General features: G+C 60.0%; 22 protein-coding genes. 18 read left to right on the top strand and 4 right to left on the bottom strand.

Annotation, left to right across the window (positions count from 1 at the left end; translation table 11 throughout):
* The first annotated feature begins 3 nt into the window (after positions 1 to 3).
* The 9 genes from G5533_RS07315 (at position 4) to G5533_RS07355 (ending at position 9,115) form a co-directional block, all read left to right on the top strand.
* Positions 4 to 681 carry a glycerophosphodiester phosphodiesterase gene (locus tag G5533_RS07315; protein WP_421208789.1) on the top strand — a complete coding sequence of 226 codons (678 nt, stop codon included), beginning with the start codon at positions 4 to 6 and terminating at the stop codon, positions 679 to 681.
* A gap of 158 nt (positions 682 to 839) precedes the next feature.
* Complete coding sequence (locus G5533_RS07320) at positions 840 to 2,717, top strand: methyl-accepting chemotaxis protein (protein WP_421208790.1); 1,878 nt, start codon at positions 840 to 842, stop codon at positions 2,715 to 2,717.
* 509 nt (positions 2,718 to 3,226) lie between these two features.
* Entirely contained in the window at positions 3,227 to 5,011 is a 1,785-nt protein-coding gene (frdA, locus tag G5533_RS07325) for a fumarate reductase (quinol) flavoprotein subunit (protein WP_421255645.1), read from the top strand.
* The gene (locus tag G5533_RS07330; protein WP_005335057.1) at positions 5,004 to 5,738 is read left to right on the top strand and encodes a succinate dehydrogenase/fumarate reductase iron-sulfur subunit; all 735 of its coding nucleotides are present in this window, start codon (positions 5,004 to 5,006) and stop codon (positions 5,736 to 5,738) included. The genes frdA and G5533_RS07330 overlap by 8 nt, the downstream gene beginning before the upstream one ends.
* Positions 5,739 to 5,754: 16 nt before the next feature.
* Entirely contained in the window at positions 5,755 to 6,153 is a 399-nt protein-coding gene (locus G5533_RS07335; RefSeq protein WP_005335058.1) for a hypothetical protein, read from the top strand.
* A gap of 10 nt (positions 6,154 to 6,163) precedes the next feature.
* Positions 6,164 to 6,520, top strand: coding sequence for a fumarate reductase subunit FrdD (gene frdD, locus G5533_RS07340; RefSeq protein WP_040066869.1), 357 nt, complete (start codon positions 6,164 to 6,166; stop codon positions 6,518 to 6,520).
* Between the two features lie 252 nt (positions 6,521 to 6,772).
* Positions 6,773 to 7,501 carry a nucleoside recognition domain-containing protein gene (locus G5533_RS07345; protein ID WP_158109835.1) on the top strand — a complete coding sequence of 243 codons (729 nt, stop codon included), beginning with the start codon at positions 6,773 to 6,775 and terminating at the stop codon, positions 7,499 to 7,501.
* Positions 7,498 to 7,965 carry a YjiG family protein gene (locus tag G5533_RS07350; RefSeq protein ID WP_005335063.1) on the top strand — a complete coding sequence of 156 codons (468 nt, stop codon included), beginning with the start codon at positions 7,498 to 7,500 and terminating at the stop codon, positions 7,963 to 7,965. The genes G5533_RS07345 and G5533_RS07350 overlap by 4 nt, the downstream gene beginning before the upstream one ends.
* A 25-nt stretch (positions 7,966 to 7,990) precedes the next feature.
* Complete coding sequence (locus tag G5533_RS07355; protein ID WP_128835120.1) at positions 7,991 to 9,115, top strand: M20 family metallopeptidase; 1,125 nt, start codon at positions 7,991 to 7,993, stop codon at positions 9,113 to 9,115.
* Between the two features lie 89 nt (positions 9,116 to 9,204).
* Here the strand turns inward: G5533_RS07355 and G5533_RS07360 are convergent, their stop codons facing one another.
* The 3 genes from G5533_RS07360 to G5533_RS07370 form a co-directional block, all read right to left on the bottom strand.
* On the bottom strand, positions 9,205 to 9,954 hold the full coding sequence (locus G5533_RS07360) for a substrate-binding periplasmic protein (RefSeq protein WP_103250772.1): 750 nt from the start codon (positions 9,952 to 9,954) through the stop codon (positions 9,205 to 9,207).
* 91 nt (positions 9,955 to 10,045) lie between these two features.
* Complete coding sequence (locus tag G5533_RS07365) at positions 10,046 to 11,272, bottom strand: winged helix-turn-helix domain-containing protein (protein ID WP_441254660.1); 1,227 nt, start codon at positions 11,270 to 11,272, stop codon at positions 10,046 to 10,048.
* A 108-nt stretch (positions 11,273 to 11,380) separates the two neighbouring features.
* Complete coding sequence (locus G5533_RS07370) at positions 11,381 to 11,974, bottom strand: TetR/AcrR family transcriptional regulator (protein WP_109867214.1); 594 nt, start codon at positions 11,972 to 11,974, stop codon at positions 11,381 to 11,383.
* A gap of 107 nt (positions 11,975 to 12,081) precedes the next feature.
* Between G5533_RS07370 and G5533_RS07375 the strand changes: the two genes are divergently transcribed.
* Entirely contained in the window at positions 12,082 to 13,005 is a 924-nt protein-coding gene (locus tag G5533_RS07375) for an ABC transporter six-transmembrane domain-containing protein (protein WP_441254661.1), read from the top strand.
* A gap of 28 nt (positions 13,006 to 13,033) precedes the next feature.
* Positions 13,034 to 14,422 carry an NAD(P)/FAD-dependent oxidoreductase gene (locus tag G5533_RS07380; RefSeq protein WP_441254662.1) on the top strand — a complete coding sequence of 463 codons (1,389 nt, stop codon included), beginning with the start codon at positions 13,034 to 13,036 and terminating at the stop codon, positions 14,420 to 14,422.
* A gap of 39 nt (positions 14,423 to 14,461) precedes the next feature.
* Here the strand turns inward: G5533_RS07380 and G5533_RS07385 are convergent, their stop codons facing one another.
* Positions 14,462 to 15,109, bottom strand: coding sequence for a class I SAM-dependent methyltransferase (locus tag G5533_RS07385; protein ID WP_150389506.1), 648 nt, complete (start codon positions 15,107 to 15,109; stop codon positions 14,462 to 14,464).
* A 144-nt stretch (positions 15,110 to 15,253) separates the two neighbouring features.
* Between G5533_RS07385 and G5533_RS07390 the strand changes: the two genes are divergently transcribed.
* From G5533_RS07390 to G5533_RS07420, 7 genes are all read left to right on the top strand, one after another.
* Positions 15,254 to 15,928: a thermostable hemolysin gene (locus G5533_RS07390; RefSeq protein ID WP_216950294.1), complete on the top strand. Its 675-nt coding sequence runs from the start codon at positions 15,254 to 15,256 to the stop codon at positions 15,926 to 15,928.
* Complete coding sequence (locus G5533_RS07395; protein ID WP_150389508.1) at positions 15,925 to 17,391, top strand: AMP-dependent synthetase/ligase; 1,467 nt, start codon at positions 15,925 to 15,927, stop codon at positions 17,389 to 17,391. Before G5533_RS07390 ends, G5533_RS07395 begins: the two co-directional genes overlap by 4 nt.
* Positions 17,388 to 18,041 (top strand): TenA family transcriptional regulator, encoded by a 654-nt coding sequence (locus G5533_RS07400; protein ID WP_005362310.1) that lies wholly within the window; start codon positions 17,388 to 17,390, stop codon positions 18,039 to 18,041. The genes G5533_RS07395 and G5533_RS07400 overlap by 4 nt, the downstream gene beginning before the upstream one ends.
* A gap of 42 nt (positions 18,042 to 18,083) precedes the next feature.
* Positions 18,084 to 18,953 (top strand): SDR family oxidoreductase, encoded by an 870-nt coding sequence (locus G5533_RS07405; RefSeq protein ID WP_421298834.1) that lies wholly within the window; start codon positions 18,084 to 18,086, stop codon positions 18,951 to 18,953.
* A 1-nt stretch (position 18,954) separates the two neighbouring features.
* A complete protein-coding gene (locus tag G5533_RS07410; protein WP_216950292.1) occupies positions 18,955 to 19,587 on the top strand; it encodes a tetratricopeptide repeat protein in 633 nt (210 codons plus the stop codon).
* Between the two features lie 130 nt (positions 19,588 to 19,717).
* On the top strand, positions 19,718 to 20,404 hold the full coding sequence (locus tag G5533_RS07415; protein ID WP_005335091.1) for a response regulator: 687 nt from the start codon (positions 19,718 to 19,720) through the stop codon (positions 20,402 to 20,404).
* Positions 20,401 to 21,837: an ATP-binding protein gene (locus G5533_RS07420; RefSeq protein WP_441254663.1), complete on the top strand. Its 1,437-nt coding sequence runs from the start codon at positions 20,401 to 20,403 to the stop codon at positions 21,835 to 21,837. The genes G5533_RS07415 and G5533_RS07420 overlap by 4 nt, the downstream gene beginning before the upstream one ends.
* Positions 21,838 to 21,839 lie beyond the last annotated feature (2 nt).

Below are 21,839 nucleotides of genomic sequence, written 5' to 3' on the forward strand. Positions count from 1 at the left end.
AACATGCAAATTATTGCCCACCGTGGTGCCAGCGGTCTGGCACCGGAAAACACCCTCAAGGCGATGGCAAAAGCACTGACGCTGGGAGTCAGTGCCATCGAACTGGATGTACAGGCAGCAGATGACGAGTTATGGGTATTTCACGATCGGAGGCTGGAGCGTTGTACCAACGGCAAGGGGGTGCTGACTGAACAATCACGAGCCTATCTGGAGCAACTCGATGCCGGTGAGGGAGAGGTGATACCGACCCTGTGGCAAGTGATGGAGATTATCGCCGGACGCTGCGAGCTGCATATCGAGCTCAAGGGTGCCGATACCGCTGACGCAGTGGCATCCCTGACCCGAAGGGCAGAGGCCAAGCTTGGTTTTACCCCAGAGCAGTGGGTGGTTTCGTCCTTCCATCACCCGGAGCTGGCCCGATTTGCCGCCTTGCGGCCCGATATCCGCCTCGGCGCCCTGACCGCCAATCTGCCACTCAACCTGGCGCTGTTTGCTGATGAGCTGGGGGCCTGGTCACTTAACTGCGACGTGGATTTTGTCGACCGGATACTGGTGGAAGATGCACATCAACGCGGATTAAGGGTTCTAGTTTATACCGTTGATTATCATGAAGATTATGAAAAACTAGCCAGCATGGGGGTCGATGGAATCTTCACCAATCGTCCAGATCGTTTCCTGTAGCCACCTGACAAGGATACACATATGGATAAGCTCTGATTTAGGCACTAACTTTAAATAGCTGATCGGGATACAAAGAGTTCAACTTCAGCCGATAAGAACAGGCACATAACAATAACCAGTTTCCACACACTCAGACTGACGCTCACAAGGATGTAACTATGAACTTATCGATTAAAAACAAGCTGGTCCTGGCTATCGGGGTCATCATTCTGGTGATCACCGGGATACAGGTCTGGTACAACACCTCGCAACTGCGCAGCGAAACCCAGCGGCTGGTCTGGAATATCATCGACGAAAGCTCCATGGCCAACGTCAAGGGGATCTCCCGCTGGGTTGACTCCCGTATCGCCATCGTCAGCACCACCAAGGAGGCTTTCACCAAAGAGGATGAACCCATCAGCCATCTGGCCCAATCCATGAATGCAGGTGGATTCGACCTGGTCTATGCCGGTACTGCCGATGGCAAGATGATCCAGAGCAAGCCCACCAACCTCCCTGCCGGTTATGACCCCCGTCAACGCCCCTGGTACAAGGATGCAATGGCAGCTGGCAAACTGGTCATTACTGCCCCTTATGCGGATATCTCTACCGGACAACTGATTGTCACCATTGCCGAGCCGTTCCAGCGCGGCAACACTCAGGGCGTCATCGCCGGTGACGTATCCATCAGCGCCCTTATCTCGGATATTCTGGCAGTCACCACCGAGGGCACCTACGCCATTCTGGTAGACAGTAATGGCACCATCATCGCCCACCCGGATGCCTCGTTGAGTCTCAAGTCTGCCACCGCACTGGCCCCTGAATTGACTGCTTCTTACATCAACCAGATCGCCCATGACGGCATGATCAACGAGCTGGTGATCAGTGGCAAGAAAGAGGTCTTTGACTTCAACGCAATCCCCAATACCAACTGGTATTACGGCATGATGGTGGATGAGGAAACCGCCTATCAGTCGGTGCGCAGCATGGTCACCTCCTCCCTCATCCAGGGGCTTATCACCATACTGATCGTGGCTGGCTTCTCCTATGTCGCCATCAACGGCTCGCTGGCCCCCCTGAAAACCCTGGGCGAAGCGATTGCCGATCTCTCACGCGGCAACGGTGATCTGACCCGCCGCATCAAGATTGAACGTGAGGATGAAGTAGGCGCGGTTGCCAAACACGTCAACACCTTCATCGAGCGGATCCATGTGATGGTGCAGGATATCTCCAACTCCTCCGGCCAGCTCAACCAGCAGGCCAAGTCGTCCCACAGCATGGCGGAGAAGGCCAATCAGGGTCTGGCACGCCAGCAAAACGAGATCTCCCAGATCGCCACTGCGGTACACGAGATGTCGGCCACCGCAGTCGAGGTTGCCAGCAACGCGGAGCAGACCGCCGAAGCGGCCCGCAGCTCCACCAGCAGTTGCGAGCATGGCAAGCAGGTGATCGCCCGCAACCAGCGCTCCATCACCGATCTGGCCACCCAGGTGGAACAGGCCTCCAACATCATTCAGGAACTGGAGAAAAACGCTCAGGAGATCAACACCATCCTCTCCACCATTCAGGGCATCGCCGAGCAGACCAACCTGCTGGCACTCAACGCCGCCATCGAAGCGGCACGTGCCGGTGAACAGGGCCGCGGCTTTGCGGTGGTAGCCGACGAGGTGCGCGTCCTGTCACAGCGTACCCACAGCTCCACCGTCGAGATCCGCAATATGATCGAAACCCTGCAACGCAATACCCAGGGAGCGGTCAGCACCATGCACGAAGGCCAGCTGCTGGCCCAGAACAGCGTGGATGACGCCAACAACGCCACCCACGCGCTGGAGCAGATCACCACCTCGATCAACCAGATCTCCGACATGGCGACCCAGATCTCCAGCGCGGCTGAAGAGCAGCGGGCCGTCACCGATGAGGTAAGTCGCAACATTCAGGCAGTGAAAGATGTCTCCGACGAACTGGCAGTGGATGCAGACAGCTCACGCCATCTCTCTGAACAACTTAAAAATATTTCGGGTGAACTGAGCAATCAGGTCGGCATGTTCCGCATTTGAGCATGAGCAAAAGGGGCCGTACAGGCCCCTTTTATTTTTCTAAATAGCGCTTAATTTTCAGTGAGTAATCTCACATTACCCATCAAATACCCCGCCTTGAAATCCTTGTGATTCGTCTGGAATTATCAGATCACCGCCGTGGTCACCGCCGCATTTCGGATTACCTATTTCTATCCGAATAGATGAATGCCAATAATTCTCATTAAAAAATTACAATAAAAAACTTAAAATTTTTTTCGCGAGTACCTAAAAAGAGAGGTGATTCGCATTTTATTGAAAGAAAACTACGTACAATCCAGAAGTTAAAGTACTCGTAGCTAGGTGTTCAACTGCTCAGTAACACCAAAAAATGACGATAATAACGACATTTTCATCCAGGGATTTGGGTGTTTTATAGAAAAATAACCAATAAAAAGGGAATAAAACCTAGCAGTTTGACTTGCATCAAGCCTGAATTTTTTTCATAGAGCAAAATCGTGCCCAGCAAATCTATCCCTAAGGAGGCAGATGTGGATATTATCAAGACCGATGTGGCCATCATCGGTGCTGGCGGTACCGGCTTACGCGCCGCTATCGCTATAGCCGAATCACAGCCAGACCTGGACATCGCCCTGATTTCCAAGGTTTACCCGATGCGCAGCCACACGGTTGCTGCCGAAGGCGGCGCCGCCGGTGTCGTCCGTGATGACGACTCCCTCGACAACCACTTCAACGACACCGTCTCCGGTGGTGACTGGCTGTGCGAGCAGGACGTAGTGGAATACTTCGTCAACAACGCAACCAAAGAGATGATCCAGCTGGAGCACTGGGGTTGCCCCTGGAGCCGCAAGCCGGATGGCAAAGCCAACGTGCGTCCGTTTGGTGGCATGAAGGTTCCGCGTACCTGGTTCGCCGCAGACAAGTCAGGTTTCCATATTCTGCACACCCTGTTCCAGACCTCCGTCAAATACCCGAGCATCAAGCGCTTCGACGAGCATTTCTGCCTTGATCTGATCGTGGACGACGGCCGCGTTCAGGGCGTACTGACCTTCGACATCCAGAACGGTATCACCCGCTTCATCCAGGCCAAATCCGTGATCGTGGCAACCGGCGGCGCTGGCCGTGTCTATCGCTACAACACCAACGGTGGCATCGTCACCGGCGACGGCATGGCACTGGCCTACCGTCACGGCGTACCGCTGCGTGATATGGAATTCGTCCAGTATCACCCGACCGGTCTGCCGGGCACCGGCATCCTGATGACCGAAGGTTGTCGTGGTGAGGGTGGCGTCCTGCTGAACAAGGATGGCTACCGCTACCTGCAAGACTACGGCTTGGGCCCGGAAACCCCGATCGGCCAGCCGAAGAGCAAATACATGGAGCTGGGTCCGCGCGACCGCGTTTCCCAGGCATTCTGGCAAGAGCAGCAGAAAGGCCGCGTCATTCAGGGCCCGATGGGCGATGTGGTTCACCTCGACCTGCGTCACCTTGGCGAGAAGTACCTGAAAGAGCGTCTGCCGTTCATCTGCGAACTGGCCAAAGCCTACGTCAACGTGGATCCGGCCAAAGAGCCTATCCCGGTACGTCCGACTGCCCACTACACCATGGGTGGTATCGAGACTGACAACAAGTGTGCCACCCGTCTGCCCGGCCTCTACGCCGCGGGCGAATGTGCCTCCGTCGGTCTGCACGGTGCCAACCGTCTGGGTTCCAACTCCCTGTCCGAGATCGTGGTATTCGGCAAGCTGGCCGGTGAGCAGGCAGGTGAATTTGCCAAGACTCAGAAGCATGGCAACACCGAAGCCCTGGCCGCCAAAGCCGAGGCGCTCATCAAGCAGCACCTCTCCCTGATGGACATAGACGGTACCGAAAACCCGGCCGATATCCGCAACGAGCTGGGCATGTCCATGGAAGCCGGTGTCGGTATCTACCGTACCGAAGAGCTGATGCAGGGCACCATCGACAAGATCAACGAGCTGAAAGCCCGTTACAAGAAGGTCAAGATCAACGACAAGTCCTCTGTCTTCAACACCGATCTGCTGTACGCCATCGAACTGGGTTACATGCTGGACGTGGCTGAAGCCATGGCGCACTCCGCCATCAATCGTAAAGAGTCCCGCGGTTCCCACCAGCGTCTGGATGGTTACGAAGAGCGCGATGACGTGAACTTCCTCAAGCACACGCTTTCGTTCTACAAAAATGGCGAAACGCCCTCCATCGATTACTCCGATGTGAAGATCACTAAGTCCCAGCCGGCAAAACGCGTGTACGGCTCCGAGGGTGAGAAACAAGACGAGGCTAAGAAGAATGGCTGAGATGATTGAAATTGAGATCCTGCGCTACCGTCCGGAACAGGATAACGAGCCCTGGATGCAAACCTTCCAGGTGCCATACCAGAGAGAGATGTCTCTGCTGGACGCCCTGCAGTACATCAAGGATCACCTGGACTCTACCCTGAGCTTCCGCTGGTCCTGCCGGATGGCGATCTGCGGCTCTTGCGGCATGATGGTCAACGGTGTGCCCAAGCTGGGTTGCAAGGCGTTCCTGCGCGACTACCTGCCGGGCAAGATGACCGTCGAGCCGCTCAACAACTTCCCGATCGAGCGCGATCTGGTGGTGGACATGTCCGACTTCATCGAGAAGCTGGAGAGCATCAAGCCGTACATCATCCCGAGCGAGCCGCGCAGCCTGTGTGATGGCGAGTACATCCAGACTCCGGCCCAGATGGCGCAGTACAAGCAGTTCTCCCAGTGCATCAACTGTGGTCTCTGCTACGCGGCCTGCCCGCAGTACGGCATCAACAAGAAGTTCACCGGCCCGGCGGCACTGGCTCTGGCCTATCGCTACAACGTCGACAACCGTGATGCTGGTGCCAAAGAGCGTATGCGCATCATCAGCCAGGACGAAGGCGTCTGGGGCTGTACCTTCGTGGGCTACTGCTCCGAAGTGTGCCCCAAGGGCGTCGATCCGGCGGCGGCCATCCAGCTTGGCAAGGTCGAAAGCGCCAAGGACTACATGATCGCCATGTTCAAGCCAGATTGAGAGCAGGATTGAGACCATGAACAACACTGATAGCAAACGTAAACCTTACGTCCGCGAAATGAAGAAAGACTGGTGGCTGAAGAACGCCTTCTACACCGGTTACATGATCCGTGAAGGCACCAGTATCTTCGTCTCCATCTACGCCGTTGTGCTGATGTGGGGCCTGATGCGCCTGGTTCAGGGTCAGGAAGCGTTCAACGGCTGGCTGGAATCCCTGCAAAGCCCGATCGCCATCCTGTTCCATGTCGTCGCTCTGGCGGCGTGCCTGTTCCATGCCAAAACCTGGTTCGCCCTGGCGCCGAAAGCCATGCGCATCTTCCGTGGTGAAGACCTGGTACCGGAGAAGCCGATCGTTCTCGCCCAGTATGTGGCGCTGGCGGTGGTGTCCCTGCTTGTCCTGATCATCGTGGCCTGAGGAGAAAACAATGAGACGTTCTGACGAACCAATTTACTGGGGTCTGTTTGGTGCGGGTGGCATGGTCGTTGCCATGCTGCTGCCGGTCATTGTCCTCATCACCGGTCTGCTGGTGCCCATGGGCATCATGGACGTGGAAACCATGAGCTATGACCGCGTGCACGCGTTCGCCAGCTCCTGGTGGGGTGCCTGCATCCTGCTGGTGATCATCGCCCTGCCAGTCTGGCACGGTATGCACCGTATCTACCACGGTCTGCACGATCTGGGGATCCACACCACCAAGCTGCACCACTATGTGTTCTATGGCTTTGCCTTCCTGGTATCTGCCATTACCGTCGGCCTGCTGATGGTACTGGTACTCCAGTAATCACATCTGACTGATTGACCAAACCGGGCCTCGTGCCCGGTTTTTTATTGCCCCGCTATCCCGCCCCTGCTTTTTATTCACTCAAACAATTCGATAAAAACCAGATTATCGTCCAAGCATATGGCGATCATAGTCACATAACCCCAATACATTCGTCATTTGTAGCAAACCATTTTGACCACCATCAATTTAGTGACATTCATATCAATTATAATTATTCAGATTAAATAATTATTCATATGGAGCTAGCTAATGACAGACAAAACACGCTCGGTGAGCCTAGGCAGTTACCTGGCACTGGCCTTCGCCGTGGTCTTCTTCTCCGGACTGTTGCAATCCGGCGAGTGGTACGGGGTATTCGATTTCACCACGCTGAACGGTTCGTTCGGTACCATGGTCCAGAGCGTCAGCGAGAATGGTGACGGTATCAAGACCGCCATGACCGACATGCGCGGCAAGGGGGGCAACGGGGCGCGAGATGGCTTTCTGTTCGCCCTGACCCTGATCCCCACCGTGATGTTTGCCCTCGGCATGATCAATGTGCTGGAGCACTACGGCGCGCTGGAAGCGGCCCGCAAGTTGCTGACCCCGCTGCTGCGTCCGCTGATGGGGATCCCGGGCAACACCGGCCTCGCCCTTATCGCCTCCCTGCAGAGTACCGATGCCGGTGCCGCCATGACCCGTCAGCTCAAGGATGAAGGGCTCATCACCAAGCGTGAAACCGACGTATTCACCATGTTCCAGTTCTCCGCTGGTGCCACCATCGTCAACTTCTTCTCCTCCGGCGCCGTGCTGTTCACCCTGACACTGGCAGATGGCAGCCCGGCGGTCAGCTCCTCCATCGGTCTGGCTGTCATCGTGATGTTCGCCTTCAAATTTGTCGGGGCCAACCTGTTTCGGGTCTACCTCAATATGAGCGAAGGCAAGCAGACCGATAACAACACCCAGCAGACCCTCAACACTCAGGAGCAAGCCAAATGAGCCAGGCCAACATCAAGAAACCCATCGTCACCGATATCTTCGTCGAAGGGGCCAAGAAGGGCTGGGTCATCGCCACCACCTCCACCGTTCCCAACGTACTGATGGCCTTTGTCATCATCAAGGCGCTGCAGATCACCGGCGCGCTGGATGCCATGGGCGCCATTTTCTCCCCCGTCATGGCCATCTTCGGGTTGCCCGGTGAGGCGGCAGCCGTGCTGATCGGCGCCTGGATGTCGATGGGCGGTGCAGTCGGTGTGGTCATCACCCTGTTCGATCAGGGGATCCTCAACGGCACCCACATCGCCATTCTGGCGCCAGCCATCTACCTGATGGGCTCCCAGGTGCAGTACATGGGCCGCATCCTCGGCTGCATCGGTACCGAAGGGCGTTACATCCCCATCATGGTCGCCATCTCGGTACTCAACGCCTTCGGCGCCATGCTGGTGATGAACATCCTTCTCTGACCCGAACCTGATAGTGGAGCAAGCAATGACTTTTTCTCTGGATCAATACCTGACCGAACTGGCCCCGCTGATCAATCTGGATTGCGGATCCCTGCACCAGCCGGGCATTGCGGCAGTGGCCGACCTGATGGCTGCCAAATATGAGGCGATGGGCGGCTGGCAGATCAAGCGGGTCGACTGTGGCGCAGCCGGGGTGGGACTGGAGATCCGCAACCAGCCTGATGCGGCGCAGATCGATGTAATGCTGATCGGCCATATGGATACCGTCTTCCCCCTCGGTACCGCCGCTGCCCGCCCGATGAGCATCGATGGTGAGCGCGCTTACGGCCCCGGTGTCTCCGACATGAAATCCGGCCTGCTCAACATCGTCTATGCCCTGCGTGAACTGCCCCGCGAGGTGCGCGATCGCCTGAGCATCTGCGTCTGCATGAACCCGGATGAGGAGATCGGCTCCCTCCACTCCAGCGACTGGCTGGCAACGGTGGCCAAACAGGCAAAACAGGTGCTGGTGGCCGAAGCGGCCCGCGCCGATGGCTCGCTGGTCAAGGCGCGCAAGGGGATGGCCCGTTATCGCATCGATTTCACCGGCAAGGCGGCTCACGCGGGCAACGAACCGCAGAAGGGGCGCAGCGCCATTACCGAGCTGGGCCACTGGATCCTGGCCATCAACGCCCTGACCAACTTCGAGAGCGGCACCACCCTCAACATCGGCATTGTCGAGGGGGGCAACGGCGCCAACATAGTGCCGGCACATGCCAGCGCCGTAGTGGATGTCCGCTTCTGGGACAATCAGGAGTACCACCAGATCGACGATCATCTGCTGACCCTGGCCGAGCGGCCGCATCTGGACGGTGTCACCATCCAGCTGACCCGCGAGGCCCACAAACCGGCCATGGTGCCGTCAGAGGGCACCCAGGCATTGATGCAGCTGGTGGAGGAGTGTGGCGCCGAACTGGGGTTACCGATCAGCTGGCAGGAGGTGGGGGGCGGCTCCGATGCCAACCTGACCGCCGCCCTCGGCATTCCCACTCTGGATGGTCTGGGCCCCATCGGTGCCGGTTTCCACAGTGACGAGGAGTATCTGGATCTGGCCAGCATTGCCCCGCGCATCGAGCTGCTGGTGAAGGTACTGACCCGTCTGGCAGCCTGACAAGCTCTCACGTAAAAGAGGGCCAGCCGGTTTGCACCGGCTGGCCCTCTTTTTATCTGCTCCCCCTGAATGACAGCAACCCTTCGCTATTACTCCATTGGCGGCAAGAAGCGGCGCATCACCTCATCCGTATGCCCCCCTTCCTGAAATGCCACCAGCGACTGATTGAGGATGTTCACCAGCTGGTGACCGCGGGGGGAGCCCTTGCTCACCAGCAGATAGAATCCCTTGCGGCTGGGCAGGGCGAGATTGAGCAACCCGCTCTCGCTGCGGTAGATGCCAAGGCTGATGCCAGCCACCAGAGGTTCGATTTCGCTCGGCAGAAAGTCGCAGCGATCCCGCTCCAGCATATCGAGCGCCTGCTGCAACTGTTTAACCCGGCGTGGCTCCTGCGCAAGCCCGTAGGGGGTGTAGTTGTAACCAATCACCCCGCACACCCGGGAACGATTGACCGTCTGCAGATCCGGCGGTTCGGGGTAGCGGCGCTTGAGATAGAAGAAACCGAGGTGGGTGTAGTAGAGGGGAACGCTGTAGAAGGCAAACTCGGCCCGCTCCGGCTTGTAGCTGGCATCCCAGGTCAGCTCGCACAGACCATTCTGGCGATAATCCGCCAGCTCCTGCTGCACCCGCGCCCAGGGCAGATAGCGGATCTGGTGCGAGAGCCCGCTCTGTTGCAATGCATCGAGCACCAGCGTCGTCGCCGAACCGGTCAGGCGGCTGGTATCGGGCACACCGTCCTTGCGCTCCCAGTAGGTAAAGGGGGCCCACTCGTTGCCCTCCCCCAGACAGATCTTCACTGGTGGCTCTTGCCCCCATAGCGCGGGGGACAAGATAGCCATCGCCAATCCCGCCCACCATGTTGCCGCTCGTCTCATCTCCCGCTCCCGAACTGTTTATCCCTCTTGCAGCTTAGCCCAGAAGAGATAGTGCTCACTTTGCAGGGGCGCTTTCATGCCACAACGTCAGCAAATTGGCCGGAATGGCACCATAACGAAGCTGCGGCGTCTGGTGCCAGTCAGCCAGCTTTTGCAGGGCTTTCGCCAGATCCTGTGCAAGCGTGCGGGTCACTCTCACACCAGCTTCCAGATAGAGGCTCTTGATCTCGAAGATCCCCTGCTGGCGATGGGCCTTGGCATCCATTCTGCCCACCAGCTTGCCGCGATGGAGCAAGGGCAACACGAAGTAACCGTACTGACGCTTCGGCGCCGGGGTATAGCACTCGATGCGATAGTCAAAGTTGAACAGTTCACTGGCCCGTTTGCGATCCCACACCAGCGGGTCAAACGGCGACAAGGCCGTGGTATGGGTTGCCTTGAGGGTGCCCGCCTGTGCCCTTGCCAGCTCATCGGCCAGCGAGGCGTGCACAAAAGCGCCGTGCTGCCACCCCTCCACCCGTACCGGCAACAGCTCCCCTTCGTCCGCCAGCTGATGGAGCAGGTCATCGTATTTGCCGCGCCGCAGCCGGTAGTAGTCCGCCACCCAACCGGTTTTGACCAGCCCCAGCGCCCGGCAGCTGGCGCGCACCATATCCCGCTGGGCCTGCTCGACGCTTGGCAGATCCCGCTGGTCACTCCACTCGGGGATGACCCGCTCGGCCAGGTCATAGACTCGCTGAAAGTTGCGCCGCTCCCGCACCATCAACTGACCGGTGGTAAACAATACCTCCAGATGGCGCTTCTCCGGCTTCCAGTCCCACCAGCCATTCCCCTTGCCGGTTGTGCGCCCAAAGTCAGCCGCCCGCACCGGGCCATGGTGGCGAATACGCTCGATCAGCTGGCCAATCTCCTGCTGATGGGTGGCTAGCCAGTTGGCCGAAAACTTCCAGCCCATGGCGACGGGGTCGAGCATCCGATGGCGCAACAGCCGGTAATCCTCGCGGGGCACAAAGCAGGCCTCGTGGGCCCAATATTCGAAGATCTCGCCGTCGGCCAGCAACTGCTCCAGCCAACGCGGTTCGTACTGGCCAAGCCTGCTAAAGAGCACCAGATAGGGGCTGCGCGCCACCACCGAGATGGTATCGATCTGCAGCAGCGCCATACGGCGAATGGTGGCCAGCAGATCAGCCGGGGTCGCCTTGCTGCGACGGGGGGCAAGCAGCCCCTGCGCCGCCAGTTGCAGATGACGGGCATCTTGCAGTGACAAATGGGTAATCGACATCAACAACCGCTCCCTGGTATCTGACCATCGCGCGACCGGCGGATGGCCAACAAAACCGGGGGAGGTCCCACGCTGGCATGCCTCCCCACCCTTTTTTTGCCTGCGCCGCTATGAGTGGGCCGGGGGCAAGACCAGCTGATTGACCACCAGCATGATCTCTTGATAAGTGGCCTCGACCGTCTCGGGGGTCGGCTCCAGAATAAGGTCATCGGCATAGCCGTTGATGAGGGAGGTGATCTGGCGCGCCAGTCGCCGGGCATCGCCCGCCACAAACTCGCCGCTGTCGATCCCCTTTTGCAGGATCAGCTCTAGCACCTCGCGCCACGCCAGAATGATTTTGCGGTAGCTCTCGGCAAACACAGGGTCGCGCAGTGACTCGTTCCAGGCATCGAGGTAGATGGCCCAGGAGGCATCCTGACTGGTCGGCAGGTTGTCCCGCACAAAGAGCGGCAACGCTTCGCGGGCTGGCAGCGGCAACAGCCACTCCCGCTGCTCGGCGATCTCCTGATAGGTGAAACGCTCCACGGCGCAGAGGCAGAGCTCCTTCCAATCCTTGAAGTAGTGGTAGACGTGACTGCGCGCCAGACCGGTGCGTTCGGCAATATCACGGGTTGACGATGCCGCCATCCCCTTCTCCCGAAACAGGGCCAATACGGCCTCGATGATCATCTCTTTGCGCTGTTCTGCTGATGGGCGTGCCATCTGACCTCCTGCGATATCAATCGATCTGCTTGACTTTGAGCAGTCGCTCAAACAAACTTTGAGCACTCGCTCAAACTTAGCGTTTCCGACATCTTAGGAGATAACCCATGACAACACCAACCACTTCGGCAGCCAGTTGCGACGAGCAGGCCACGCCGTTGCCACACTCGGCCGGTCGTTCGTTGGGGGCGATTGCACGGGCCAATCCCCTCAAGCTGGCGGGCACCTTCTCGCTGGTGGCCCTCGAAAACATCCTGCTGGTGGCTTATCCCCTGTTCGCCGGCTTTGCCATCGACGCCATCGTCAAGGGCCAGTGGCTGCAGGCCTCAAGCTACGCCCTCATCGTACTGCTGTTCTGGCTCATCGGCGCCCTGCGCCGGGCAGTCGATACCCGCACCTTTACCCATATCTATGCGGCACTGGCGGTGCCGGTGATCCTGACCCAGCGCCAGCAGCAGGAGGGGCAATCCACCATAGTGGCGCGGGTTACCCTGGCGCGGGAATTTGTCGACTTCTTCGAGAAACATATCCCGATCCTGGCCACCAGCCTCATCTCCATCGTCGGGGCGGCCGTGATGCTGATGGTGATCGAGTTCTGGGTCGGCATCGCCTGTATGGGGGTATTGCTGCTGTTCGGCCTGCTGCTGCCCGGCTTTTCACGCAAAAACCAGCTGCTGCACGAGCGGCTCAACGATCGGCTGGAACACGAAGTCAAACTGGTCACCCATGCCCAATCAGCCAGCCTCTCCCGCCACTACCGCGCGCTGGCCTGGCTGCGCATCAGGATTTCGGATCGGGAGGCACTCGCTTTTCTGGCGGTCGGCATCAGCGCCTCCCTGCTGTTCCTGCTCGCCATCACCATGCTGATGGCCCAGCCCCAGGTCTCGGCAGGCCATGTCTATGCTGTGATGACCTACCTCTGGAACTTTGTCACCAGCCTGGATGAGGGGCCCGGTCTTGCCGATCAGCTGGCCCGGCTGCGAGATATCGGTCGCCGGGTCAACACCGCCCAACCCGATGAACTGATTTGATATTTTGTATCTGTAACCGGAGTAGAAGATGAATCCGACCACCATTTGCCAACGAACGTTGACCATGTGCATCAGCTGTTTCTTCCTCGCCGCCTGCGGCCCCAAGATGAGCGACTTTGAGCCCAACACCAGCTACTGGTTCAAGGAGAAACCGGCAGAGGAGAGCGCCCCGCTGGCACAAGACATGAAGGTGGATATCGCCATCATAGGCGGCGGCTACAGCGGACTCTCCAGCGCCTGGCATCTGGCCAAGGCCAACCCGTCGCTCAAGATCGCCATCTTCGAAGCCAAGCAGGTGGGCAGCGGCGCCTCGGGCCGCAACGGCGGCATGGTGTTGCCGGGCTCCGAGGTGATGGATCTCTACGAGGGGGGGGAGGCGAGCAAGCGCCACTACGATCTCACCGTCGCCAGCATGCGCAAGCTGCAGGCGCTGGTCGCCTCAACCGGCGTCGAGGCCGACCTCAAGCTCGATGGCTATGTGGAGGCGATCCTCGATGAGGAGGATATCGCCGAGTACCGCGACTATGTGAAAACCGCCAATCGCCTCGGCATCCCGCTCCAGTACTGGAACGCCGATACCACCGAAGAGAAGCTCGGCACCGATCGCTACGTGGGGGCGGTCTACGACCCCAATGGCGGCCAAGTACACGCCATGAAACTGGTCAATGCCCTGCGCAAGGCGGTGGAGCAGGCAGGCGTCACCATCTACGAGCAGAGCCCGGTGCAGGGGATCAAGGAGGGCAAGCAGATCGAGCTCAATGTGGCCCACAAGTACAAGGTGACCGCCGACAGCATAGTGCTGGCGACCAACGGCTACACCTCCAAGCTTGGCTACTTCAGCGGGCGGGTTTTCCCGGTACACGCCCAGAGCGCAGTTACCGAGCCGCTCACACGGGATCAGCTTAACGCCATCCAGTGGCAGAGCCGGGTGCCCTACTACGACACCCGCAACATCCTGTTCCATCTGGTATTGACCCCGGATAACCGCATCGTCATCGGTGGCGGCAATGCCGAGTACGTCTTCAACGACGGCCTCAACTACAAGGGCGATCTTAACCGGGTCAGCGAGATGATGATGACCGAGCTGGTGACCCTCTATCCGGCCCTCAAGGGGATCAAATTTGAACAGGTGTGGGACGGGGTGCTCGGCATGACAGGCGACAGCACTGAAGCGGTGGGGGTGATGGGGGCTCACAAGAACATCTACTACGCCCTCGGCTACAACGGCCACGGCATCAATCTCTCCTTCCTGTTTGGCGACATCGTGGCCAGCCTCTATCAGGGCAAGGAGCACCCCTGGTTCAACCATGCCGAGCAGAGTCTGCCGATGTGGCTGCCGCCAGAGCCGTTCAAGTCAATTGGCGTAAAATCTGCCCTGATGTACTACCAGTGGCAGGACAAGGGCTACAAGGAGTAGCGCCGGGCGAACCCGACGAGTAACAGACGAAGGCACGCCTCAGGGCGTGCCTTTCTGCAATACCGCCACATCGGCGTGGGGGAAGCTGAGTTCGGCCTGCCAGCTGGCGGCCAACACCTGAAACGATGCCTCGGCAAAGAAGACGATGTGGGTCGGGTCGTGGCGATAGCGCCAGTTTTTAAACCGCTCGTCACCGAGCACCCGCTGGGTCTGCAACACCAGCAGGCCACCGGGCTTGAGGCAATCCCACAACTGCGCCAGCACCGTGCGCGGCTCGGCGATATGTTCTATCACCTCGGTACTGGTGATGAAGTCATACTGACGCGTCAGCAACTCGGGAAAGTCGGCATAGAACTTGTCATATCCCGCCATCTGGTAACCCGCCTCGCGCCCCATCGCCACCAGCGCCGGCCCCGGGCCACAGCCAAAATCGAGACCACTGGCAGGTAGCGGTACCCGCGCCAGCACCTCGCCAAAGGCCCGCATCAAAAAAGTGCGATAACGGGGATCATCCACCCGATTGTCGTGACCGTCATAGACCGCCTTCTCCGCCGCCTCATCCAGATGATCCGCCTCATCCAGCCAGACCAGCTCGCACGCGAGGCAGCGATGATAGCGCTTGCCAGCCACCGGCAGGGGATAACTGCGATGACTGGCACACAGGGGGCAGCTGACGGTGGATGACATGGCGGTTCCTCTTGGGGGCTTCCTGTTGGATAACAGCGGCGCAGATTGCCTGCCCGCAGCCTCGCTGACAACTTTTTTTGCTCCTTAAGGGTTTCTTAAGTTTGCCCTTTTACTCTCAAACCATCGCAAGAGAAGGAGTCACCCATGACCATCGAGATCCAGGCCCCCTACCGATTGCTGCTAGCCAAGTCCCCGCAGCAGGTCATGGCGCTGCAAACCTATATCCAGGCCGCCTACACCCTCGAGTTCAACGCCCGCATCCCCCATTTTCTCCCCTGTCTGCTGGGGCTCTATCGGGCGGACGGGACGCTGGTCGGTGCCTGTGGTCTCAATCATACCAGTGAGGGGCCTCTCTATCTGGAACAGTATCTGGAGCAACCCATCGAGGCCGCCATCAACACCCGCCTCGGGGTCTATCCGGCACGCAACCGCATTATCGAAGTGGGCAATCTGGCCTGCAGCGAACCGGGCAATGCCCGCCTGATGTTCGCGGCCCTGTGTCGTCTGCTGTGTGAAAACGCCCTCGACTACGTGGTCTTTACCGGCACTGCCAAGCTGCGCAACAGCTTTGCCCGCCTGCAACTCAACCCGGTGGAGCTGGCCCCTGCACAGGCCCATCAGGTGGGAGCCGACGCCGATGCCTGGGGTGAGTACTACCGCTGCCAACCCAAGGTGATGGTGGGTGACATCAATCAGGGGCGCGAGGTGCTGGCCCAGCGCAGCCTGCTGCTCAATCTGCTGGCCCCCATGCCAACCCTGTTTGACGATGCCGGTGAGAGCAGTGATAACCAGACCCATCAAAAAAGGTGCGCCCAATGAGCCTGTTCGACGCCATCGCCAAACATGCCCACGAGGCTCCGCAATCCCCTGCGCTGCTGAGCAGCCTGCAGCGTCTCGATTACCAGACCCTGTGGCAACAGATTCAGCGTCTTACAAGCCAGCTGCAACAGCTCGACATCAATCGTCTGGCTCTGCAACTGGACAACGGCCTGCCCTGGGCGCTGCTGGATCTCGCCTGCACCCGCGCCGGTATCGTGGTCATTCCGGTGCCCCACTTCTTCAGTCAGGCCCAGCAGGCCTGGTTGCTGGAGAGCAGCGGTGCCGATGCGCTGGTGGGCCCATATCATCAGGGGTGGCATGCCGCCGAGCCGCTCTCGCTGATCACCGGCGAGCTGCCGCTCTGGCGCCATACCCCGGCCAATCGACCGGCGCTGCCCAAGGGCACCGCCAAGATCACCTACACCTCCGGCACCACGGGCCAGCCCAAGGGAGTCTGCCTGTCACTGACCCAGATGATGGCGGTGAGCCATGCGCTGGCCGAGCGAGTCGCGTCAGCCAAGGTGGAAAAACACCTGACCCTGCTGCCGCTGGCGACCCTGCTTGAAAACATCACCGGCCTTTATGTGCCGCTGCTGACCGGCGCCTGCAGCCGCATTCCGTCCCTCGGTGAGCTCGGCTTCACCGGCTCCAGTTCGCTCAATCCAGCCATGCTGGGGGAGGCGCTGCTACGCTGGTCGACCCACAGTCTGGTGCTGGTGCCCGAACTGCTGCGCCTGCTGCTGGCGCTCTGCACCAGCACCCCGACGCTGGCCCAGCAGCTCAAGAGCCTGCGCTTTATTGCCGTCGGTGGCGGCAAGGTGGCCCCCGACCTGATCAAACATGCCCGCCAGCTCGGACTGCCGGTATATGAAGGTTATGGCCTCTCGGAGTGTGGCTCCGTGGTGGCGCTCAACAGCCCGGATGCTGACAAGCTCGGCAGCGTCGGCCGCCCCCTGCCCCACTGTCAGGTCACCATCGCCAGCGACGGCGAAATTATGGTGAGCGGCAGTGCCATGCTGGGCTATCTCGGCAGCAACGAACTGACTCCCGAACAGATCGCCACCGGCGATCTGGGTCATCTCGATGATGAGGGCTACCTCCATATCACCGGGCGCAAGAAGAATGTCCAGATCACCGCCTTTGGCCGCAACTTCTCGCCAGAGTGGGTGGAAGCCGAGGCCCAGCTCTGCCCCGCCATCGCCCGCATCGTGGTGTTTGGCGATGGTCAGCCTGCCAACGTGGCGCTGATCCAGCCCCTGCCGGGGAAAGAGGCGGATCTGCCACGCCAGATCGCAGGTCTGAACCAGCGGCTGCCCGATTATGCCCGGCTGCACCACTGGTTGCCGGTGGCACTGGATCAACATCCCGGCCTGCTGACCGCCAACGGGCGCCCCCGTCGCAACGAAATTTACCAACACTTTTCCCGGCAAATCAGCCAATGCCTTACAGGAGAATCGTCATGAGCTTCTATCAGACTCTGCAACAAGCCACTGCCAGTGAGCGTGAACATCTGTTCAACGCCCCCATTATCGAAGCCTGCCGCCGTGGCGATATCAGCCGTGACACCTATCTCGCCTTTCTGGCGCAGGCTTACTACCACGTGCGCCACACAGTCCCGCTGCTGATGGCAACCGGCGGCAAGCTGGGTCAGGAGTACGAGTGGGTGCGCGGCGCCATTGCCGAATACATCGACGAGGAGTATGGCCATCAGGAGTGGATCCTCAATGACATCCGCGCCTGTGGCGGTGATGCCGAGGCGGTGCGCCACGGCCAGCCCGGGCTGCCCATCGAGCTGATGGTCGCCTTCCTCTACGACCAGATCCAGCGCGGCAACCCCATGGGCTTCTTCGGCATGGTACAGGTGCTGGAAGGCACCAGCGTGGCCATCGCCCTCACCGTCGCCGACCAGCTGAAAAAGGGACTCGGCCTGCCACCCCAGGCGATGAGCTACCTGAGCTCCCACGGCGCCCTGGATCAGGAGCACCTCAAGTTCTTTGAATCCCTGATGGATCGGGTCGAGAGTCCGGCGGATCAGGCCGCCATCATCCACGGGGCCAAGGTGGTCTACCGCCTCTACGGCGAGATGCTCTACAACCTCACCGCCACACCGTAAGTTGGCAGCGGATCAGCAGACAGCAAAAAGGGAACCCACACCATGAACCTTGAAGGGAAACTCGTGCTGCTCACCGGCGCCAGCGGTGGCATAGGTGAGGAGCTGGCACAGGAGCTGGCGGCCCAAGGGGCACACCTGCTGCTGCACGGTCGTCGCGGCCCGGCACTGGAGCGGCTGTGCAAGTCACTGCCCCATCCCGAGCGCCATCAGGTGGTGCTCGCCGACCTCGGCTCTGCGCAGGAGCGGGCCAAGCTGTTGCAACACCCGGCGCTGGAGGACGGGATCGACATCCTGATCAACAACGCTGGCTGCAACCAGTTTGCCTGGCTGGAAGATCAGAGCTTCGAGCAGGTGGAGCGCCAGCTGCTGCTCAATATCGAGGCGCCCATCCAGCTCACCCGAGCCCTGCTGCCAACCATGCGCAAGCCGGGGATCATCATGAACATGGGGTCGAGCCTGGGCAGCATCGGCTACCCCGGTTACAGCGTCTACTGCGCCAGCAAATTTGCCCTGCGCGGCTTTAGCGAAGCGCTGGGACGGGAGCTGGAGGGGAGCGGCATCAAGGTGCTGCACTTTGCCCCCCGCGCCACCCGCACCAAGCTCAATTCTGAGGCCGCTTACGAGATGAATGCGGCGCTCGGCACCCAGACCGACAGCCCGCAGGAAGTGGCCGAAGAGGCGGTCATCGCCCTGTGCAACGAAACCCGCCGCAGCTGGCTCGGCTGGCCGGAAAAACTGTTCGTGCGGCTCAATGCCATGCTGCCCGGCATTGTCGACAAGGCGCTGGCCAGACAGCTGCCGATCATCAAACGTTATGCCCGTCATCTTCAGCCAGGGACGGCTGATGCTGGCGCCAACAGCGCGCCACAACCAGACTTGTCCCGCCCGATCCCGACCAAGAAGGAGCATTAATATGAACTTTTTCCGTCAATCAGTGACCTCTTGTGCCATCGCCATCCTGCTGGGATCCACCTCAGTCATGGCCGCGGGTGATGCCCTCGTCCCCATCCAGCAACAGTGGGCCGTCTGCCAGTATCAACAGAGCGGCAAGGCGAAAGAGAGCTGCCTCGAAACCCTGAGCACCCAGGCCGAAGCGGCCAGCGCCAAGGAGCCTTTTCGCGCCGATCTGCTGATCTGGTCGGCCATCGTCAAGAGCACCTGGGCGGGGGCCAAAGGGGGGCTGGGGGCACTGGGTCTGGTGAAAGAGGCCAAAGCCAAGCTGGAGCTGGCGCTCAAGCAGGATCCCAAGGCGCTGGACGGCTCTGCCTACACCAGTCTGGGCTCCCTCTACTATCAGGTGCCCGGCTGGCCGGTCGGCTTTGGCGATGACGAAAAGGCAGAGCAGCTGCTCAAGCAGGCGCTGGCCATCAATCCGGATGGCATCGACCCCAACTTCTTCTATGGCGACTTCCTGCTGGATCAGGGTCGCAAGGCCGAGGCCAAAACCTATCTCGACAAGGCGCTGGCCGCCCCGGCTCGCCCGGGCCGCGAAGTGGCCGACGAAGGGCGCAGAATGGAGATCCGCGATCGGCTGGCCAAGCTATAAAATCCTGATGGATCAAAGAACTATTTAAACTCTGCCCACCAGCTTGCATACTGGTGGGCAGGGTTGTTTATGCCACGGCACGCCCTGGCGCTGAGCCAGATCGCCACACCCAACAAACAGGGAGAAAAGAATGCGGATCCTGCTGGTGGAAGATGATGTGATGCTGGGGGATGGTATGCAGGATGCACTGCGCCATAGCGGCTACACGGTGGACTGGCTGCAACAGGGGTTGCCCGCTCTGGCAGCCCTCAAGAGCGACGAGTTCGCCGCCCTGATCCTCGATCTCAACCTGCCCGACATCGATGGCCTCAGCCTGCTGCGCAAGTTGCGGCGTGAAGGCCACCAGTTGCCGGTGCTGATCCTCACCGCCCGCGATGCGCTGGACGATCGGGTGGTCGGCCTTGATGCCGGCTCCGACGACTACATGGTCAAGCCCTTCGCCCTGCAGGAGCTCAACGCCCGCCTGCGCGCCCTGGTTCGTCGCAGCAAGGGGCAGGCTCAGGCGGTACTGGAGTATGGCGACATCCTCATCTATCCCGAATCCCAGCAGGTCACCTATCAGGGGGAAGCGGTCAAACTCACCCCCCATGAATACAAGTTGCTGCAGGAGCTGATCAGCCAGAGCGGCCGGGTGCTGAGCAAGGATCAGCTGCAACAGAGCCTCTACGGCTGGGATGAAGGGGCCGAGAGCAACGCGGTAGAGGTGCATATCCACCATCTGCGCAAGAAGTTCTACAGCGACCTCATCCGCAATATTCGCGGGGTCGGCTACATCATTCCCCAGCTCGAACAGCCAAGCCGGACACCCGCACGATGAAACGTCCCCGCTCCATTCGCCGCTTTCTGCTCACCGGTATCCTGACGCTGGTGAGCCTGAGTCTCACCATCAGCGCCTTTATCGGCTACATGGAGGCGAGCCACGAAATGGAGGAGCTGTTTGATGCCCGCCTCGCCCAGTCGGCCCGCATCACCAATCAGCTGCTTGCTCGCTACATGGCCCAGCAGGGGCAACTGCCCGCCAACGGCACCGTCTATCAGGAGTGGGAGGCGCAAAATCCCGATGAGTGGCAAAAAGACCCCAGTCTCAACCTGACCGGCGAGGATCGGGAGATCACCCCCTACGGCCACGAGTTCGAACGCAATCTCTACTTCCAGCTGCTCGATGAAAAGGGCGGCTTGCTGCTGCGCGCCCCCAGCGCCCCGGATCAGCCGCTGGTCACCCTGGCCATCGGCTTCGACACGGTCGAAAAAGATAATCACCAGTGGCGCACCTTCACTCTCTACAACCAGCAGGAGCAGACCTGGCTGGTGGTGGCCGAGCGGGACGACGAGCGCAGCGAACTGGCCAGCAAGATGGCCACCCTCACCATGCTGCCGCTGCTGATCACCCTGCCCTTCCTGCTGGCCCTGCTCTGGTGGCTCATCACCCGCGGGCTGGCCCCCCTGCGTCAGCTGGCCCAGGCCATCAGTGAACGTCACCCCGCCAACCTGAGCCCGCTCAGCCTCAAGATAAGCGCTCAGGAGCTGACCCCCCTCACCAACGAGATCAACCGGCTGATGCAGGCGCTGGCGGAGACCATAGAGCGGGAGAAACAGTTTACCAACGAGGCGGCCCACGAGCTGCGCACCCCGCTGGCGGTGCTGCGCATTCATAGTGAAAATGCCCTGGCTGCCGAAGATGAAGTAAGCCGCCAGCAATCCCTGCACAAGATGCTGCAAGCCCTAGACCGCAGCGATCGGCTGATCCGCCAACTGCTGACCCAGGCCCGTATCGACAACCAGCAGGGACTGGTATTGACCGAGCTGGAGATAGGCCACCTGCTGCAAGGCACCCTGGCGACCCTGGCCCCCATCGCGCTCAAGAAGGATCAGCAGCTGTCGCTGGAGTGTGAAGTGCCGCAGCTGGTGATGGGGCAGGCCACCCTGCTCGAACTGCTGTTTAGCAACCTGATCGACAATGCGCTGCGCTACACCCAGCCGGAGGGCGAGATCAGGGTGCGGGTTCAGCGAGAGGGCAATCGGGTGAGGGTGGATGTGAGCGACAATGGCCCCGGCATTCCCGCCAGCGCCTTGCCCCGGTTGTATGAACGCTTCTTTCGGGTCAATCCCCAGCAGGGGGATGGCGTGGGTCTCGGCATGGCCATCGTCTCACGCATCGCCCAGTTGCACGGCGCCGACCTCGATGTCCACAACCGGCCGAAAGGGGGGCTGGAGGTGAGCGTGCTGCTCCCGCTGCCGCCGGCAAGATAAGC

The organism is Aeromonas sp. A600620 (assembly GCF_029479985.1).
In the GTDB taxonomy this organism is placed as follows: domain Bacteria; phylum Pseudomonadota; class Gammaproteobacteria; order Enterobacterales; family Aeromonadaceae; genus Aeromonas; species Aeromonas veronii_A.

What these genes read in the sequence shown, in the direction of transcription:
- G5533_RS07420 (WP_441254663.1), top strand. Translation starts at nt 20,401, where the DNA reads ATGAAACGTCCCCGCTCCATTCGCCGCTTTCTGCTCACCGGTATCCTG.
- G5533_RS07370 (WP_109867214.1), bottom strand. Translation starts at nt 11,974, where the DNA reads ATGGCACGCCCATCAGCAGAACAGCGCAAAGAGATGATCATCGAGGCC.
- G5533_RS07405 (WP_421298834.1), top strand. Translation starts at nt 18,084, where the DNA reads ATGAACCTTGAAGGGAAACTCGTGCTGCTCACCGGCGCCAGCGGTGGC.
- G5533_RS07380 (WP_441254662.1), top strand. Translation starts at nt 13,034, where the DNA reads ATGAATCCGACCACCATTTGCCAACGAACGTTGACCATGTGCATCAGC.
- G5533_RS07375 (WP_441254661.1), top strand. Translation starts at nt 12,082, where the DNA reads ATGACAACACCAACCACTTCGGCAGCCAGTTGCGACGAGCAGGCCACG.
- G5533_RS07360 (WP_103250772.1), bottom strand. Translation starts at nt 9,954, where the DNA reads ATGGCTATCTTGTCCCCCGCGCTATGGGGGCAAGAGCCACCAGTGAAG.
- G5533_RS07315 (WP_421208789.1), top strand. Translation starts at nt 4, where the DNA reads ATGCAAATTATTGCCCACCGTGGTGCCAGCGGTCTGGCACCGGAAAAC.
- frdD (WP_040066869.1), top strand. Translation starts at nt 6,164, where the DNA reads ATGAGACGTTCTGACGAACCAATTTACTGGGGTCTGTTTGGTGCGGGT.
- G5533_RS07385 (WP_150389506.1), bottom strand. Translation starts at nt 15,109, where the DNA reads ATGTCATCCACCGTCAGCTGCCCCCTGTGTGCCAGTCATCGCAGTTAT.
- G5533_RS07320 (WP_421208790.1), top strand. Translation starts at nt 840, where the DNA reads ATGAACTTATCGATTAAAAACAAGCTGGTCCTGGCTATCGGGGTCATC.
- G5533_RS07355 (WP_128835120.1), top strand. Translation starts at nt 7,991, where the DNA reads ATGACTTTTTCTCTGGATCAATACCTGACCGAACTGGCCCCGCTGATC.
- G5533_RS07390 (WP_216950294.1), top strand. Translation starts at nt 15,254, where the DNA reads ATGACCATCGAGATCCAGGCCCCCTACCGATTGCTGCTAGCCAAGTCC.
- G5533_RS07350 (WP_005335063.1), top strand. Translation starts at nt 7,498, where the DNA reads ATGAGCCAGGCCAACATCAAGAAACCCATCGTCACCGATATCTTCGTC.
- G5533_RS07330 (WP_005335057.1), top strand. Translation starts at nt 5,004, where the DNA reads ATGGCTGAGATGATTGAAATTGAGATCCTGCGCTACCGTCCGGAACAG.
- G5533_RS07395 (WP_150389508.1), top strand. Translation starts at nt 15,925, where the DNA reads ATGAGCCTGTTCGACGCCATCGCCAAACATGCCCACGAGGCTCCGCAA.
- G5533_RS07400 (WP_005362310.1), top strand. Translation starts at nt 17,388, where the DNA reads ATGAGCTTCTATCAGACTCTGCAACAAGCCACTGCCAGTGAGCGTGAA.
- G5533_RS07335 (WP_005335058.1), top strand. Translation starts at nt 5,755, where the DNA reads ATGAACAACACTGATAGCAAACGTAAACCTTACGTCCGCGAAATGAAG.
- G5533_RS07365 (WP_441254660.1), bottom strand. Translation starts at nt 11,272, where the DNA reads ATGTCGATTACCCATTTGTCACTGCAAGATGCCCGTCATCTGCAACTG.
- G5533_RS07415 (WP_005335091.1), top strand. Translation starts at nt 19,718, where the DNA reads ATGCGGATCCTGCTGGTGGAAGATGATGTGATGCTGGGGGATGGTATG.
- G5533_RS07345 (WP_158109835.1), top strand. Translation starts at nt 6,773, where the DNA reads ATGACAGACAAAACACGCTCGGTGAGCCTAGGCAGTTACCTGGCACTG.
- G5533_RS07410 (WP_216950292.1), top strand. Translation starts at nt 18,955, where the DNA reads ATGAACTTTTTCCGTCAATCAGTGACCTCTTGTGCCATCGCCATCCTG.